This is a genomic window from Ruegeria sp. AM4 (assembly GCF_056540665.1).
In genome coordinates, this window is sequence record NZ_JBQFXD010000017.1 from 57,015 (window position 1) to 72,863 (window position 15,849).

At 60.0% G+C, this 15,849-nt stretch carries 13 protein-coding genes; 4 read left to right on the forward strand and 9 right to left on the reverse strand.

Annotated elements, in window-relative coordinates; translation table 11 throughout:
* Positions 1-14: 14 nt before the first annotated feature.
* The 9 genes from napA to ACR0JA_RS21585 form a co-directional block, all read right to left on the reverse strand.
* Positions 15-2,507: a nitrate reductase catalytic subunit NapA gene (napA, locus tag ACR0JA_RS21545; RefSeq protein ID WP_480579525.1), complete on the reverse strand. Its 2,493-nt coding sequence runs from the start codon at positions 2,505-2,507 to the stop codon at positions 15-17.
* Between the two features lie 16 nt (positions 2,508-2,523).
* The gene (locus tag ACR0JA_RS21550; protein WP_480579527.1) at positions 2,524-2,796 is read right to left on the reverse strand and encodes a chaperone NapD; all 273 of its coding nucleotides are present in this window, start codon (positions 2,794-2,796) and stop codon (positions 2,524-2,526) included.
* On the reverse strand, positions 2,793-3,305 hold the full coding sequence (gene napF, locus ACR0JA_RS21555; RefSeq protein ID WP_480579529.1) for a ferredoxin-type protein NapF: 513 nt from the start codon (positions 3,303-3,305) through the stop codon (positions 2,793-2,795). The genes ACR0JA_RS21550 and napF overlap by 4 nt, the downstream gene beginning before the upstream one ends.
* 203 nt (positions 3,306-3,508) lie before the next feature.
* Positions 3,509-5,437: a 1-deoxy-D-xylulose-5-phosphate synthase gene (gene dxs, locus ACR0JA_RS21560; protein ID WP_480579531.1), complete on the reverse strand. Its 1,929-nt coding sequence runs from the start codon at positions 5,435-5,437 to the stop codon at positions 3,509-3,511.
* 16 nt (positions 5,438-5,453) lie between these two features.
* On the reverse strand, positions 5,454-6,320 hold the full coding sequence (locus tag ACR0JA_RS21565; protein WP_480579533.1) for a polyprenyl synthetase family protein: 867 nt from the start codon (positions 6,318-6,320) through the stop codon (positions 5,454-5,456).
* A complete protein-coding gene (locus ACR0JA_RS21570; RefSeq protein ID WP_010443127.1) occupies positions 6,321-6,563 on the reverse strand; it encodes an exodeoxyribonuclease VII small subunit in 243 nt (80 codons plus the stop codon).
* Positions 6,560-7,486 carry a histone deacetylase family protein gene (locus ACR0JA_RS21575; RefSeq protein ID WP_480579535.1) on the reverse strand — a complete coding sequence of 309 codons (927 nt, stop codon included), beginning with the start codon at positions 7,484-7,486 and terminating at the stop codon, positions 6,560-6,562. The genes ACR0JA_RS21570 and ACR0JA_RS21575 overlap by 4 nt, the downstream gene beginning before the upstream one ends.
* 70 nt (positions 7,487-7,556) lie before the next feature.
* The gene (locus ACR0JA_RS21580) at positions 7,557-8,258 is read right to left on the reverse strand and encodes a response regulator (RefSeq protein WP_480579537.1); all 702 of its coding nucleotides are present in this window, start codon (positions 8,256-8,258) and stop codon (positions 7,557-7,559) included.
* A complete protein-coding gene (locus tag ACR0JA_RS21585) occupies positions 8,255-8,767 on the reverse strand; it encodes a MarR family winged helix-turn-helix transcriptional regulator (protein ID WP_480579539.1) in 513 nt (170 codons plus the stop codon). The genes ACR0JA_RS21580 and ACR0JA_RS21585 overlap by 4 nt, the downstream gene beginning before the upstream one ends.
* 158 nt (positions 8,768-8,925) lie before the next feature.
* Here ACR0JA_RS21585 and ACR0JA_RS21590 point away from each other — a divergent pair, with 158 nt between their 5' ends.
* The 4 genes from ACR0JA_RS21590 to ACR0JA_RS21605 all read left to right on the forward strand — a co-directional run bounded on the left by ACR0JA_RS21590 (position 8,926) and on the right by ACR0JA_RS21605 (position 15,836).
* Positions 8,926-9,792, forward strand: a complete 867-nt coding sequence (locus ACR0JA_RS21590; RefSeq protein ID WP_480579541.1) for a branched-chain amino acid aminotransferase — start codon at positions 8,926-8,928, stop codon at positions 9,790-9,792.
* A gap of 468 nt (positions 9,793-10,260) precedes the next feature.
* Positions 10,261-13,152 carry a KAP family P-loop NTPase fold protein gene (locus tag ACR0JA_RS21595; RefSeq protein ID WP_480579543.1) on the forward strand — a complete coding sequence of 964 codons (2,892 nt, stop codon included), beginning with the start codon at positions 10,261-10,263 and terminating at the stop codon, positions 13,150-13,152.
* Positions 13,153-13,329: 177 nt separating this feature from the next.
* A complete protein-coding gene (locus ACR0JA_RS21600) occupies positions 13,330-14,532 on the forward strand; it encodes a YcaO-like family protein (protein ID WP_480579545.1) in 1,203 nt (400 codons plus the stop codon).
* On the forward strand, positions 14,529-15,836 hold the full coding sequence (locus tag ACR0JA_RS21605) for a TfuA-like protein (protein ID WP_480579547.1): 1,308 nt from the start codon (positions 14,529-14,531) through the stop codon (positions 15,834-15,836). Before ACR0JA_RS21600 ends, ACR0JA_RS21605 begins: the two co-directional genes overlap by 4 nt.
* Positions 15,837-15,849 lie beyond the last annotated feature (13 nt).

The window sequence follows — 15,849 nt, forward strand, 5'->3', positions numbered from 1 at the left end:
CCGGATGGCGCGGTTCAGGCGCGTTCCACTTTGCAGGCACATTTCTTGAAGTCGGTCTCTTTCGACAGCGGGCAGGTCGCATCGAGGGTCAGCTTGTTGGTCAGCTGGCCTTCGTCGAACCAGGGCATGAAGACCAGACCCCGCGGCACCTTGTTGCGGCCACCGGTTTCGATGCGGCTGTTGACCTCACCGCGACGGGTGGACAAAACGATCTCTTGCCCTTTGCGAAGGCCACGGTCCTTGGCGTCTTCTGGATGCATATAGACCACCGCGCCCGGGTAGGACCGGTGCAACTCGGGCACTCGACGGGTCATTGAACCAGAATGCCAGTGTTCCAGCACGCGTCCGGTGCATAGCCAAAGATCGTATTCCTCGTCCGGCACCTCGGGGGCGGGTTCATAGGGGGCAAAGATGATCTTGGCCTTGCCGTCCTTATGCCCGTAGAATTTGACGTCGGCCCCGGCAGGGACGTAAGGATCATACCCCTCGCGGAACCGGTAGAGCGTTTCCTTGCCGTCCACGACCGGCCAGCGCATGCCGCGCACCTGGTGATAGGTCTCGAACGGGGCAAGGTCGTGGGCGTGGCCGCGTCCGAAATCGGCATATTCCTCGAACAGACCTTTCTGGACGTAAAAGCCAAAATGTTCGGATTCGTCATTGTCGAACCCGTCGGCGGTTTCCGACAGCGGGAACTGGTCGACCGAGCCATTGGCGTACAGCACATCGAACATCGTCTTGCCACGATGTTCTGGCATCTTGGCGAGCAACTCTTCGCCCCAGACCTCTTCTACGGTGAAGCGTTTTGAGAATTCCATCAGCTGCCACAGGTCGGATTTCGCCTCACCCGGGGCCTTTACTTGCTGTCGCCAGAATTGGGTGCGGCGTTCCGCGTTGCCATAGGCGCCTTCTTTCTCAACCCACATGGCTGTGGGCAGGATCAGGTCGGCCGACAGCGCAGTAACGGTGGGATAAGGGTCCGACACCGTGATGAAGTTTTCGGGATTGCGATAACCGGGATAGCCTTCTTCGTTGATGTTGGGCGCGGCCTGCATGTTGTTGTTGCACTGCACCCAATAGGCGTTCAGTTCGCCATCCTTCAGCTTGCGGTTCTGTAGAACGGCGTGAAATCCGGGCTTGGGCGGAATGGTGCCTTCGGGGATCTTCCATGCGGTTTCGCAGATCTGGCGATGCTCATCATTGTTGACCACCATGTCAGCGGGCAAGCGGTGCGAGAACGTGCCAACTTCGCGTGCGGTGCCACAGGCCGAGGGCTGACCGGTCAACGAGAAAGGCGAGTTGCCAGGTTCGGAAATCTTGCCTACCAGCAAATGCACATTGTACATCAGCGAATTCACCCAGGACCCACGTGTGTGTTGGTTGAACCCCATGGTCCAAAGGCTCATGACCTTGCGGGTCGGGTCGGCGTATTGCTGAGCGAGCCGCTCAAGCTGTTCTTCTGGGACACCTGACAGTTCCGAGGTGTATTCAAGCGTATAAGGCGCAACCGCTTCGGCGTATTCTTCAAAACTGATCGCTTCCAACTCGCCGGAATCCGGATTCGCCGCCTCTTGCTGCAGCGGATTGGTTTCCCGCAGGCCATAGCCGATATCGGTCGCGGTTTTGGTGATGTTGACGTGGTTGCGAACGAAGAACTCGTTCACCGCGTTGTTCTGGATGATGTAGTTGGCGATGTAGTTCAGGATCGCCAGATCGGTTTGCGGCGCAAAGACAATGCCATTGTCAGCCAGTTCAAACGAGCGGTGTTCGAACGTGGACAGCACGTGGACCTCGCAGCCCGGCTTGGTCAGGCGCGTATCCGTCAGGCGAGACCACAGGATCGGGTGCATCTCGGCCATGTTCGAGCCCCAAAGCACGAATGTATCGGCGGCCTCCAAATCGTCATAGCAGCCCATCGGCTCATCAATGCCGAAGGTGCGCATGAAACCGACCACAGCAGAAGCCATGCAATGCCTCGCGTTAGGGTCTATATTGTTGGACCGGAACCCCGCCTTCATCAGTTTCGATGCGGCGTAACCTTCCCAGACCGTCCATTGACCAGACCCGAACATGCCGACGCTGGTCGGCCCTTTGTTGGCCAGCGCCTCTTTCCACTTGGTGGCCATGATGTCAAAGGCTTCGTCCCAGCTGACCGGTTCGAACTCGCCATTCTTGTCGTATTCGCCGTTGGTCTTGCGCAGCAACGGCGTGGTCAGGCGGTCCTTGCCGTACATGATCTTGGACAGGAAATAACCTTTGATGCAGTTCAGCCCGCGGTTCACCGACGCATCAGGGTCGCCCTGCGTTGCGACCACGCGCCCGTTCTTGGTGCCAACAAGAACCGAGCATCCGGTGCCGCAAAACCGGCAAGCGGCCTTGTCCCATCGGATATCGGGGGTCCCGATCTGCGCATCGGCCGGTCCGGTCGCAAGCGGCAGGCCAGCCGCCGAAGCCGTCGCGGCGGCGGCGGTTGATTTCAAGAAGGTCCGGCGGGATTCAGAGATGGTCATGATAGGGTCTCCGGCGTTACATCTGGCGAGAAGCGTTGAGGTGCGGACGTGTCTCCGCAGGGTCTTCGAAATGGTGATAGGTCAGCGACAGGGTGATCACACCCGGGATCTGGTGCAGATCCATGATCGTCTCCGAGGCGAGACGGTCGGGCGTGTCTTCGACGACGACGACAAGGCGGCCGTCATCAGTGGCGGCGTGAACTTCGGCTCCGTTCACGTTGTTGATTGCGTCCTGCGTGTTTTGCACCAAGGCGGGCGTGACATGGACAAGACAGCCGCAAATATTCATTGCGCACCCTCCGGGCTGGTGTGTTCATGACGCTCGAAACTGACGGCGCCGACGGGGCAGGCGCTGGCGCAGGCGCCGCAACCGGTACAGGCATCGAGGTCCAGAACCGGTTCGGCCCTTCCGCCGAGTTGCGGGCGAAAACGCAATGCGCGCGCGTCGCAGGCGTCCTGACAGACGCGACAGCTTACGCCGTTCATTGACAGGCACGTCGCTCCGATGCTCGCCCGCCACGGCCAGTTGGCCATCTGTTCAGGGTCCAAAGCGCCGGTCGGGCATGAGGTCGCGCACTCTCCGCAAAAGGTGCAGGGGCTGGTGTCCAGACGAACCTCGGGCCAGCCTTGCGAGTCCAGGGCGATGATGTCCTGCGGGCACGCCTCAATACAGGCGTCGCAGTCTACGCACAGGTCGAAAAACCCGTCAGCCACGGCACCGGGTGGCCGGATAGCGGACGGGTCCGGACGCAGCACTTTGCCGCGTAAAAAAGCGCGCCGGCTTGCTAGCTTGTTCATTCGCTTGCTACCTCTGGGTCGACGGACGCCGTTCCTGACATCCATGCGCAATCATTAGTCTAGCACGACGAATTCGAATTTGACTCAGATCATTTCGATAAAGCTATAAATTTAATCATATATTGGAATTTAAGGTCTGATCTTTATCAATAAGTGGCCTGCTGCGGGCCCAAGCCATACCGCGCAGCGCGTCCGAAAGGAGGTCACGCCCGTTTTTCACCGATCGACGCCACACCAAGCACTGCCAACACCTTGGCCTCGATCTGTTCGGCGTTCATACCGGCAGTTGCGTACATGTCGTCCGGGCTGGATTGATCAATGAACGTATCGGGCAGGACCATCGACCGATACTTCAAACCCTGATCAAAGACACCTTCATCCGCAAGCAACTGGGCCACATGACTGCCGAACCCGCCGATTGCACCTTCTTCAATGGTGATCAACGCCTCGTGCCCGGCGGCAAGGTCAAGGATCAACTCTCGGTCCAGAGGTTTGGCAAAACGCGCATCCGCAACCGTTGGCGTGATCCCGCGCGCCGACAGCGCCTCGGCAGCTTTCTGAACCTCCGACAAACGTGTCCCAAAGGACAGCAGAGCAACGCGTGCGCCCTTCTGGATCAGGCGACCCTTGCCGATTTCAAGAACCTCGCCGCGTTCCGGCAAGTCGACGCCGACACCCTCGCCACGCGGATAGCGAAATGCGATCGGCCCATCGTCATGAGCAGCGGCGGTGGCGACCATATGCATCAGTTCTGCCTCATCCGCCGCGGCCATCACCACAATTCCGGGCAGGTTCGACAGGTAGGCGATGTCGAACGACCCGGCATGCGTCGCACCATCGGCGCCCACCAGACCCGCACGGTCGATGGCGAAGCGCACCGGCAGACGCTGGATAGCCACATCGTGTACGACCTGGTCATATCCGCGCTGCAGAAAGGTTGAATACATCGCGCAGAACGGCTTCATCCCGCCTGCGGCCAGCGCCGCCGAGAAGGTCACGCCGTGTTGCTCGGCAATCGCCACATCGAAACAGCGCGAGGGGTAGCGTTCCGCAAACAGGTTCAGCCCGGTGCCGTCGGGCATGGCGGCCGTCACCGCAACAATCTTGTCGTCGCGTCCGGCCTCATCCACCAGCGCCTTGCCAAACACCGAGGTATAAGAGGGCGCATTGGACGGGGTCTTCTTCTGCTCACCCGTCACCACATCAAACTTGGCAGTGGCATGGCCTTTGTCGCGCGCCTGCTCGGCGGGGCCATAGCCCTTGCCCTTTTTGGTCAGCACATGGATCAAGATAGGACCGGTCGCCTTGGCCTTGACCGTGCGCAGGACCGGTAGCAGCTGGTCCATATCGTGCCCGTCGATCGGACCGAGATAGGAAAAGCCTAGCTCTTCAAACAGCGTGCCGCCTACAGCCATGCCTTTCAGCATTTCCTTGGCGCGCTTGGCGCCTTCGCGGAACGGTTCGGGCAGCAGCGACACCGCGCCTTTGGCCGCAGCTTTCAGATCGTGAAACGGTTCCTCGGCATAGATGCGCGATAGATAGCTGGACAACGCGCCGACCGGCGGTGCGATACTCATCTCGTTGTCGTTCAGGATCACGATCAGGCGTTTTTTCAAGTGGCCTGCATTGTTCATCGCCTCAAAGGCCATTCCTGCCGACATCGAGCCATCACCGATCACCGCAATCGCATCGCCCAGACCTTCGGGGGTGACGCCGCCCAGATCGCGCGCCACAGCAAAGCCCAAAGCGGCACTGATCGAGGTGCTGGAATGCGCCGCGCCAAAGGGATCGTAGGGGCTTTCGCTGCGTTTGGTGAAACCGCTGAGCCCGTCTTTCATGCGCAGGGTGCGGATACGGTCGCGGCGCTCGGTCAAGATCTTGTGCGGATAGCATTGGTGCCCCACATCCCAAATGATCTTGTCGCGCGGTGTGTCGAACACCGCGTGCAACGCCGTCGTCAGTTCCACCACGCCCAGACCTGCCCCCAGATGGCCGCCGGTAACGGACACGGCCGAGATCGTCTCGGCCCGCAATTCCTGCGCAACCTGGTGCAATTGCGCGTCCGAGAACTGCTTGAGGTCCGCAGGGCGGTTCACAAGGTCCAACAGAGGCGTATTCGGGCGGTCAGACATTTGGCGCGTTCCTGGCTTAGCTGTCCCGGGCAATAACGAAGCGGGCAGCCTGCTTCAAGGTTTCAGCCGATGCGCCGTACCCGTCTAGGGCGGCACAGGCCTGGTCCACAAGGTCTGCAGCACGGGTCTTGGCCGCATCCAGACCCAGCAGCGAGACAAAAGTCGCCTTGCCCGCATCCGCGTCTTTTTGCAGGCGCTTGCCAGCCTTGTCGGCGTCACCTTCGACATCCAGAATGTCATCGGCGATTTGAAAAGCAAGGCCAAGGGCTTGGGCATATCGGCGCAGCGGCGCAGGATCAGCCTGCGCCAATCGCGCCCCGGCGCAGGCCGACCAGGTGATCAGTGCACCGGTTTTTCCGGCTTGCAGGCGTGTTATTTCTTCCAGCGTCAGCGGGTCTGTGGCTGTTTCGGCGGCGATATCCAGCGCCTGGCCCAGCACCATCCCCTGCGCGCCGCTTGCTTTGGCCAGTGTTAGAGCCAATTCCGCCCGTACCTCGGCCGCGCCAACCTCGGGTCGGGTACAGAGCTCAAACGCCAGAGTCTGCAGCGCATCCCCTGCCAGCACCGCCGTCCCTTCATCCCATTTGACATGCGCCGTCGGACGTCCGCGCCGCAGGTCGTCATCATCCATGCAGGGCAAGTCATCATGGACCAACGAATAGGCATGGAGCGCCTCGATCCCGGTCGCCGGCCAGATCGCGCGGTCGGCATCGATGCCGTGAAGCCGCGCCGTTTCCAGCACCAGAAACCCGCGCAGTCGCTTGCCACCTTGCGTGGCATATGCCATCGCCCGGGTCACATGCAGATCGTCCAGAGCACCCAGAACCAGGTCGAACTGCGCCTGAATGCGGGCCGCATCCTGCGCGAGACTTTTGTCAAACATCTACTGGCCTTCGACGGGCGTCGTTCCGGTTGGCTGACCGTCCGCATCCAGCGTGATGGCGGCGACTTTTTCTTCAGCGCGCTTCAGCTCATCCTCGCAGCGCTTTTTCAACGCGGCCCCGCGTTCATACAAAGCAATGGACTGATCCAGCGCCACGTCGCCGCGCTCCAGCTGGCCGACCACGGCCTCAAGCTCTTTCATCGCCTGTTCGAATGTCATCTGCTCAACTGGGGTATCGGTCATCGGACTGCCTTCATCAGTTCTTCCACATGGGCGCGTGTCGCCTCGGCCAGTGCGTTCAGATCATACCCGCCTTCCAGAGTCGAGACGATACGACCATCACAAACCTCATCCGCGATCCTGCACAGCTGGGCGGTGATCCAGGCGAAATCGCCGGTGGACCAGTTCAGATTGGCCAGCGGATCGTCCTGATGCGCGTCAAAACCGGCCGAGATGATGATCAGTTCCGGTTTGAACGCCCGCAAGCGTGGAAAGGCTTGTGCCTCATAGGCGGCGCGCATTTCGGCGCCGCCCGACCCCGGTGACAGGGGAATGTTCAAAACCGTCTCGAACGCGCCGGTCTCATCAGGTCGCCCCGAGCCCGGCCAAAGTGGCATCTGTTGGCTGGTGATGACCAGCGCGCGGCGCTCATCCCACAACAGGTCCTGCGTGCCGTTGCCGTGATGCACGTCGAAATCCACCACCGCAACCCGGTTCAATCCATGGTGATCCAACGCGTGCTTCGCCGCCAACGCCGCGTTGCCGAACAGGCAGAATCCCATCGCTGTTTCTTTCTCGGCGTGATGCCCGGGCGGGCGAATAGCGCAGAACGCATTCGGGGCCTCACCGCCCAGAACCAGATCGACCGCTCGCACCACGGCCCCGGCTGCGCGATAGGCGGCATCGACAGAACCCGGGGACATGAACGTGTCCCCGTCAATCTGAGCAAACCCTTCGGTGGGGCGGGTATCGAGAATATCGCTGATATGGCTTTGCGGATGAACCCGCAGCAGGTCGTCATCCGCCGCCATGGGTGCAGTGACGCGGTTCAGTTCCAGCCCCTCAAGTGCGTGCAGTACATTCTCTAGCCGCGCGACCCGTTCGGGGTGTCCTTGCGGCGTCACATGGCCAAGACAATCGGCATGGGTCAAAAGGGCAGTCTTCATCGGAATCCCATCTTCATCTGGCTAAAACCATCCTCACCGAAGGCAAAATAATCGCCGCACAACGACTGTCTCAGTCCGGTGCCAGCATATAACCGGCCCCGCGCACGGTCTGCAAATACCGGGGCTGCTTGGGGTCCTGTTCGATCTTGCGACGTAGCCGAGTGATCTGCACGTCCACCGCGCGTTCCTGCGCCTGACCCTTGTCGCGGCCCAGATCTTCGACCAGCTTGGCCCGGCTGATCGGTTCGCCCGGCTGGGTTGAAAAAATCTTCATCAACTGGCTTTCCGTGGCGGTCAGCCGCACCGGATCCTCGCCCTGCCACATCTCGCCCCGCTCGACGTCATAGCGGATCGGGCCCAGATGCAGGATCTTTGCCGCCGCATCCTGCGCCGGGGTCTCGGGCATACGCCGCAGAATGGCATTGATCCGCAACAGCAATTCCTTGGGCTCGAACGGCTTGGCTAAATAATCATCCGCCCCGGCCTCAAGCCCGGCAATCCGATGCTCGGTTTCACCCTTTGCCGTCAGCAGCAGGATCGGAGTGGTGTGCGTTTCACGCAGCGCGCGTGTCAGGCTGACGCCATCCTCGCCGGGCATCATCACATCCATCACGATCAGATCGAAATCCAGCCCGGACAGAACCCGCCGCGCATGGGCCGCATCACGGGCCGCAGTGACCAGAAACCCGCTGCGCATCAGGAATTTCTTGAGCAGATCCCGAATGCGCTCGTCATCGTCGATAATCAGAAGATGGGCGTCCATGTCACTCATGAAGTGGTATCCCGCAATTTGGTATAGGCATGACGCATATCAGCATCCATCATCGCTTCAAGCACTTTGCGAAACCCGGCAACGGCCTCGGGACCTGCATCCTTGAAGGCCGCCCGCATCCGCGCTCGCTGAGCGTCAGACAACCGGGTTTCCAGCGCTTTACCCTGTTCCGTCAAAAATAGGTGTCTTTCGCGCTTGTCCAACGTGCCCACACGGCTTTCAACCAGGCCATCTTCGACCAGAGTGCGCAATACACGATTCAGAGACTGTTTTGTGACCCCAAGGATCGCCAGCAGGTTGTTGACGGTTGTCCCGGGCGCGCGGTTGATGAAATGAATTGCCCGGTGATGCGCGCGGCCATAGGCCATCTGGGCCAGAATACGATCGGGATCGGCGGTAAAGCCGCGATAGGCAAAGAACATTGCCTCGATACCTTGCCGTAGCTGCTCATCCGTCAGAAACAGCAGACTTTCCCCACCAAAGACCGGAGCGGGCCGGATTTCGGACATGTCGCGCCTCATTGCTTGTGCGGGCCAAGCTTATGTCAGCGTTGTTGACATTCCAAGGCCGCAGGAGTATCGATCCCCGGATTTTGCGCAACATTTACGTGAAATTCCAACGGATTTGCGCAACATCTGAAGCTTCATCCCGGTTCAGGAGGGTTCGCATGGCGGGGTACGACGATCGTGACGGTGTCATTTGGATGGACGGCAAACTGGTGCCGTGGCGCGACGCCAACGTCCACATCCTGACGCATGCAATGCACTATGCGTCCTCGGTTTTTGAGGGTGAGCGCGCCTATAACGGCAAGATTTTCAAAAGCCGCGAACATTCCGAGCGTCTGATTGCCTCGGCCGAGGCGCTGGACATTCCGATGCCCTACTCGGTCGACGACATTGAAAAGGCCAAGGAAGAGGCGCTGGAAGCCAGCGGATTGCAGGACGCCTATGTGCGCGCTCTGGTTTGGCGCGGGTCCGGTGACGACATGGGTGTTGCATCGGCCAAGAACCCGGTCCGCATGGCCGTCGCGGTCTGGCCCTGGGGTGCCTATTATGGTGATGCCAAGATGCAGGGCGCCAGGCTGGACATAGCCGAATGGAAACGCCCCAGCCCGGACACCATTCCGGTGCATGCCAAGGCGGCGGGCCTTTACATGATCTGCACCATTTCCAAGCACAAGGCCGAAGCCAAAGGCTGTTCCGATGCGCTGTTCATGGACTGGCGCGGTTACGTGGCCGAAGCCACGGGCGCCAACGTGTTCTTCGTCAAGGATGGCGAGGTCCACACCCCGCTGGCCGATTGCTTCCTGAACGGTATCACCCGCCAGACAGTCATTCAGATGCTGAAAGACAAGGGCATCACCGTGCACGAACGCCGCATCAAGCCAGAGGAAATGGCCGAGTTTGAACAGTGCTGGCTGACCGGCACCGCCGCCGAAGTCACTCCGGTTGGTCAGATCGGTGACTACACGTTCGAGGTCGGCGACCTGACCCGCGAAATCGCCGAGGATTACGAGCAACTCGTACGCGCCTGACGCACGGGTTCCGAAGCAATCACAAACCCTCGCTCTCGGCGGGGGTTTTCTTTTTGCAGCCTATTGAAATTCAAGATAAAAACAGTCAGATAGATGCTGCCCATCAGGAACGATTAACAGGCCAATCAAAATACACCATCTGTGGGTGCGCAGTCGTCAGTGCTCAGGACTTGCTGAGCGTGGATTGGCTTTTGCGCCATGCCAGATCCGTCTCGCCAAAAGAAGTTACGCGACCGTGGTCAAAGATAAGCTTGAATTCTTGCAAAATCGTCCAACAACTAAAGTCGTTTGGGTTTGCATCTGCTTGTTCGGACAATTGACGCTCACTACCAGCGCCTTGGTTCATGAATATCATCGGAGCGTGCAATGAGGCCTGTTGGCCGTTGTTGAATTGAGTGCATCCTATGCTCTAGGTTGATCCACAAAGGTGCCGCCTGTCTGGCGCAGCGCAAGTGGGGGTTCGTTAGAGTGACCGCGGAGTCAAAATCCGAACTGAACGAAGCGTTGGGGGTCGACGACGAGGTGACCGTTTGGCTGGGCGACCGCCTTGGTGACCGGCTCGAAGACGACGCCCGGACCCTGTTGGCGTTTGCCTATGCGCTGGCACCTCAAAAGACCTCATCGACAGGGCTGGTTTCAACGTCGACGGTATTCTTGGCGGCGATCGAATGGGGTATGGCGGAGAATCCTTCGACCGAACCGCCGCTTCCTCTGCGAAATCTGGCAACATTTGTTCGAAACCACGCCGCAGACGCTTACACGGAAACCAGGGCCACCTTCTTTCGTGATGGCGTTGAGCTCCCCGATGCGACCCTTCTTGCGCGAACCGATTTCAGCACGATTGCAACCGCGTCGAACAATCTGGACATGCTCGTCGGTTTGATTGGCCTAGATGGCCGCTCGGCGGATGCGGCGCAAGTGGTGCTTGAGTTGCTGAATTTCGTTCAAGTCCGGGACTATCAGGGAGACTCATTCCACAATCTGCTCAGGCAGCTTGGCGGATTGCAACCGGTGCACTATGCGGCGGCGTTGTTGCGGCGGGGTGGCGTGGACCATGCGCTAAGCAACGACAACAGCGAATTGTCGACTGCTTTGACCGACCGACCCCTTTGGCTGTGCCAGTATCGCCGAACCGACAGCACCCAACTGGAAGGGCGAATGAGCCCGGGATCGGTGGAATCTTGGGATATCAAACCCAAATCGTCGAGCGAGCTGCAAAGCGCCATGAGGCCAGGCGATGTGGTGGCAATCTGGCGAACGGTGGACAACAAAGAATACAGCGGGAAACCCTCCAGCCGCGGCGGCGTCGTGGGATGGGCGCAGATCGAGGCGCTTCCGACGTCTGAGAGCGATCAGATCTCCCTGCGCCTGCGCGACAGTTTTCCGAACTCACCCATTTCACGCGACAACGTTCTTCGTTTTGTTGAAAACACGGGCAAAAACTGGCCGGGTCAAATTTCGCTGCGAGAGCTCGAACAGGGTGAGGCCGAAATATTCCGGCATCTTTTTTCGGTTGCGGAAGATCCCGGCGCAAGCGGGGATCGCCCGACCGAAGTGACCCTGTCCTCGGACCGGGCCGAGACGACCCGTGATCTGCTGGATCGTGGACCGCTGGCCTTTTCGCTGGCCTCGCTGATCAACGCGGTTCAGGACGATCTACTGGCCGCAGGCGACAGCGGCAAGGTCCCGTCCGAGGCCGCCTTTGTCCTGCATATCGACAGCCCGTGGGGTGGGGGCAAGACCACCTTTGCCAATTACATCACGCGGATGCTGAACCCGTCGCAATACGGGATCGATCTGCATCAGTTGGGCAAAGACCCCGGCGGCGACGTTTCGGTCTTTGCTGCGGTGGCGGAAAAAATTGCGTCGCGCTGGCCCCCGCGCTGGCGCGAACGCAAATGGATTTCAGTGCCGTTCAACGCGTGGCAGCACCAGCATGTGTCACCCCCTTGGTGGGATTTCTATCAGACCATCCGAAAGGGATACCTGGAAACACTGCCCTGGCCAAAGCGGGTCGTGAACCACCTCTCGGAAAGTTGGTGGCGCCTGCGGATGCCGGGGGTCTGGATGCCCTTTGTCGGTCTTTTGATATTCGCGGCGCTCTTGTTTGTGGTCGCAATTCTGACCAACGCGTTCAGCGGACAAGAGGCTGCCGACCAGAACTGGTTCAGTTCGCTATTTATTAAGTCAGAATCCGGCCCGGTTGGTTTCTGGCCCCTGTTTCTAACCCTGGTCGGCGGCGGCTCGGGTCTGGCGCTGATCAACTCGCTGCGCAACGGATTGCAGAACGTGATCGTGACGGCAGGCAGCGCTGTGGATTCTGAAAAACTGGGCGATTCTGACCCGCTAGATCGCCTGCGCCGCCGGTTCGCCAGCCAAGCCGCCAAGTTGAGCCGGCACGCTCAACGCCCGCTTGTCGTGGTAATCGATGATCTTGACCGATGCGAGCCGGAATATGTGGTCGAATTGATGCGCGGCCTTCTGACCGTCTTCAGGTCACCCTATGTGGTTTACCTGCTGCTGGGCGACAAACATTGGATCGAGGCGTCCTTTGCGCAGGTGCACGACAACATGAGGGACGCGCATCGCAGCGAGGATATCTCGTTTGGGGCTCGGTTTGCCGAAAAGGTCATCCAGTTGTCGTTTCTTTTGCCCGAAGCAGATGAGTCCGTGCGCGATGCCTATTTTGGCTATCTTCTGACCGGCGAACGCAAGGGGCCGCAGCAAAGCGATCCGGCGCGTGACGAACAGCTGAACGCGTTCGTGACCGAAGCCCGCCAGCAGCTGGCAAACCGGAGAAGCGCGAAAGAGATCGACGCCGAAGCTGAAAAATTGATCCAGCAGGCCGGTAACCAGTTCGGAGGTGATGCTGAAACCCTGCGGTCGTTGACGCGAGCGATCAATACCGAGGCTGTTGTGAACACCGCTTATTCCGAAGACGTGCGCCAGGACGTGGCCCATCGCCTGATGGATTTCCGTCGATGCCTTCCCGAAAATCCACGGCGCATCAAACGGATCATAAACATGGTCGCGATCTATCAGGGCAGCGCGCGGGTCCTGCAGGCCATCACGCCCGGGACGGACAAGTGGAGGCAGCTTGTACTTTGGATCATTCTCATGTCGGAACACCCCGGCCTTTGGCAGGTTCTGGCCCGTGATCCCAGCATCGCCGACCTGCTGCTTGCGGCCCGGAAAGACGGCGTGAAAAATGTCGCCCACGACAAGAAAACGATCGACCTGCTGTCTGCGCATCTTCAGAACGACGCGGCCATGCGCATATTGTCGGGGGGCAGCGCCGAAGAGATTCCGCAGCTCGATAGCGCGGCGGTTTCCTGGCTGGTAAAGCTGACGCCGGTATGACAGCAAAAGGCAACGCGCGCGCGTGCTTGAGGCATTTCATATGCCAGATGTTCCGGCAAAGGGCTGCGCAGTTGACCCATTTGTTCTGATCCAGCATCCTTGACTGTATTGAAACTGCCTCTGGTCCGGTGATCGGGGTTTTTGGTTGCCCATCAATTGTTTGGCAAGGTTGAACATATGCCCGACACCTCGAAGAAGGCGTATCTGCATGATACCCACAGGCTGCGAAGCCCCGAGCAGACGCTGGCAACAGTTCAGCCCTATCTCGGAAAAATGGGTATTACCCGGGTTGCCGATCTGACCGGGCTCGATCGGATCGGATTGCCAACGGTGATGGTGACGCGACCCAATTCGCGTTCGGTTGCGGTGTCTTTGGGAAAAGGCCTCTCACCCAGCGCCGCGCGCGCTTCGGGCGTGATGGAGGCCATCGAGTCCTGGCATGCAGAACGGATCGACCTGCCGCTACGGCTGGCCAGCTATGTCGACCTGGCTGCCACGGCCAACGTCGTTGATACCACTCGTTTGCCTCGGGTCATTGGCGGTCGTTTCGATCCGCATGACCGCAGGCTGTGGGTCGAAGGCTTGGATCTGAGGACTGACAGCGCTTGCTGGGTGCCGTATGAGATGGTGGATACGGATTACACCACGCCTCCCGATGGGCCGGGTCGCGCCTTTCCCCGCACCACCAACGGGCTGGCATCGGGCAACAACAAGGCCGAGGCCAGCTGCCACGCGATCTGCGAGGTGATCGAGCGGGACGCAACCACGCTTTGGCACCACCGGGGGCCGGGGCAGCGCATAGATACGGAAACGGTGGACGACCCGAGATCGAGACAGGCGATGGACCGGATTGCCGAGGCAGGTCTGCAGCTTGGTATTTGGAACACCACGTCGGATACCGGGGTCGCCTGCTTTCGCTGCGTGATCTGCGAACAGGGCAGCGCCCAAGGCCATATCGGCATCGGAGATGGATGCCACCCCGACCGGGATATTGCCCTGTTGCGAGCGGTGACTGAGGCCGCGCAGACGCGCTTGACCTATATCTCTGGCGCACGGGACGATCTGGACCCCGCCGAATTCAGCGACGCCGCCCGATCCTGGCGCGGCGACTATGTCAGTGACCTGATATCCGGTTCCGCTCCGGCAGAGGATTTTCGGTCATGCCCGACACATGTCACCAGCTCTTTCGAAGAGGATCAGGCGTTCCTCGTAACCCAGCTTGCCGTCATCGGAGCGCCGCAGGTGGTGATCGTCGATCTGTCCCGGCCCGAATATGACATCGCCGTCGTCCGTGCGGTCATCCCCGGGCTGGAGGCCCCGCACGACGATCCAGACTATGTCGCAGGCCCCCGGGCGCAAAAGGCAGGTGCGCACCCATGACCGCTATCGTGTTCACCGGACCGACGTTGTCTGCCACCAGTGTATTGGAACATCTGGACGCAGTTGTGCTGCCCCCTGTGCAGCAAGGCGACGTCTATCGCGCGGCGCAGGACAAACCTCGCGCAATCGGTATCATCGACGGGTTTTTTGATGGCGTTCCATCGGTCTGGCACAAAGAGATACTCTGGGCACTGGAACAAGGCATCCCCGTTTACGGCAGCGCCAGCATGGGGGCCTTGCGGGCGGCAGAGCTGGTGGATTTCGGGATGATCGGTGTCGGCCGCGTATTCGAAGACTACCGCAGCGGCGCAATTCAGGATGATGACGAGGTTGCGGTTCTGCACAGCCCGGCGGAATTGGGGTTCAAACCGCTCAGCACGCCGATGGTTTCGATCCGAGCTACAGTAGACAATGCGCGCGATCAGGGAGTGTTGCCGCCCGACAGCGCAGTCGAAGTGCTGAAGCTGGCTAAGGCGCTGCATTACCGCGACCGGGAATGGCGTACCATTCTTGAGGCCGCAAAGCGCGTGCCCGGTTTGGACGCGTTTGGTCAGTGGTTGGCGACCGGGACGGTGGATATCAAGGCCAATGATGCACGCGAGATGTTGGCGCTGATGGCGCAGCATCTGAACCAATGCGCACAGGCACCAACCGATCCCGCAAGGGTGGAGCAAACGCTGGCGTGGCGCGAGCTGTGCGCCCGCATCGACTCCGAGCCGCCAACGGATGTGCCCACAGATCACGCTGTGCTGGACGAGGTACGGCTGAACCCGCAACATTTTGCGCTATTGCGCGAACAGGCGGCGCTGCGGCTTTTGGCCCGCGATGACGGGTACCAGCCGGACCGGGAGGACCTGATGCGGCAGATGTCGGACCACCGCGCCAAATCCGGGTTGCCGCGTCAGGCTGACCTCATGCGCTGGCTGAACGAAAATGATCTGACGCTGCAACAATACGAAGCGCTATTGTCCGACCGGGCACGGTCCGAGGCCGCGATCAATGCGCGACAGACTCAATTGGACGCGCTGGTATTGGATGAGCTGCGGCATTCAGGCGGATATGCCGCTTTGAAACAGCGGGCAGGCCACAAGCGGACCGCGGTACAACCGGCACCATCACGACAGGACGAACCCGCCCGCCACTTGCGGGCGTTGATCTGGTATTTTGAAACACGGCTTGACCGCGCGGTGCCCGATGATCTTGAATCCCATGCAAAGGCGCTTGGTCTGGACGGGCGCGACAGGTTTATTGAACTGATTGAAGCTGAATATGCATATTGCCATTTGAACGGGTCGCCGGACTGAGACCCTGAAGGGA

Coding starts and splice junctions, on each gene's coding strand:
- napA (WP_480579525.1), bottom strand. CDS start 2,507: ATGACCATCTCTGAATCCCGCCGGACCTTCTTGAAATCAACCGCCGCC.
- ACR0JA_RS21550 (WP_480579527.1), bottom strand. CDS start 2,796: ATGAATATTTGCGGCTGTCTTGTCCATGTCACGCCCGCCTTGGTGCAA.
- napF (WP_480579529.1), bottom strand. CDS start 3,305: ATGAACAAGCTAGCAAGCCGGCGCGCTTTTTTACGCGGCAAAGTGCTG.
- dxs (WP_480579531.1), bottom strand. CDS start 5,437: ATGTCTGACCGCCCGAATACGCCTCTGTTGGACCTTGTGAACCGCCCT.
- ACR0JA_RS21565 (WP_480579533.1), bottom strand. CDS start 6,320: ATGTTTGACAAAAGTCTCGCGCAGGATGCGGCCCGCATTCAGGCGCAG.
- ACR0JA_RS21570 (WP_010443127.1), bottom strand. CDS start 6,563: ATGACCGATACCCCAGTTGAGCAGATGACATTCGAACAGGCGATGAAA.
- ACR0JA_RS21575 (WP_480579535.1), bottom strand. CDS start 7,486: ATGAAGACTGCCCTTTTGACCCATGCCGATTGTCTTGGCCATGTGACG.
- ACR0JA_RS21580 (WP_480579537.1), bottom strand. CDS start 8,258: ATGAGTGACATGGACGCCCATCTTCTGATTATCGACGATGACGAGCGC.
- ACR0JA_RS21585 (WP_480579539.1), bottom strand. CDS start 8,767: ATGTCCGAAATCCGGCCCGCTCCGGTCTTTGGTGGGGAAAGTCTGCTG.
- ACR0JA_RS21590 (WP_480579541.1), top strand. CDS start 8,926: ATGGCGGGGTACGACGATCGTGACGGTGTCATTTGGATGGACGGCAAA.
- ACR0JA_RS21600 (WP_480579545.1), top strand. CDS start 13,330: ATGCCCGACACCTCGAAGAAGGCGTATCTGCATGATACCCACAGGCTG.
- ACR0JA_RS21605 (WP_480579547.1), top strand. CDS start 14,529: ATGACCGCTATCGTGTTCACCGGACCGACGTTGTCTGCCACCAGTGTA.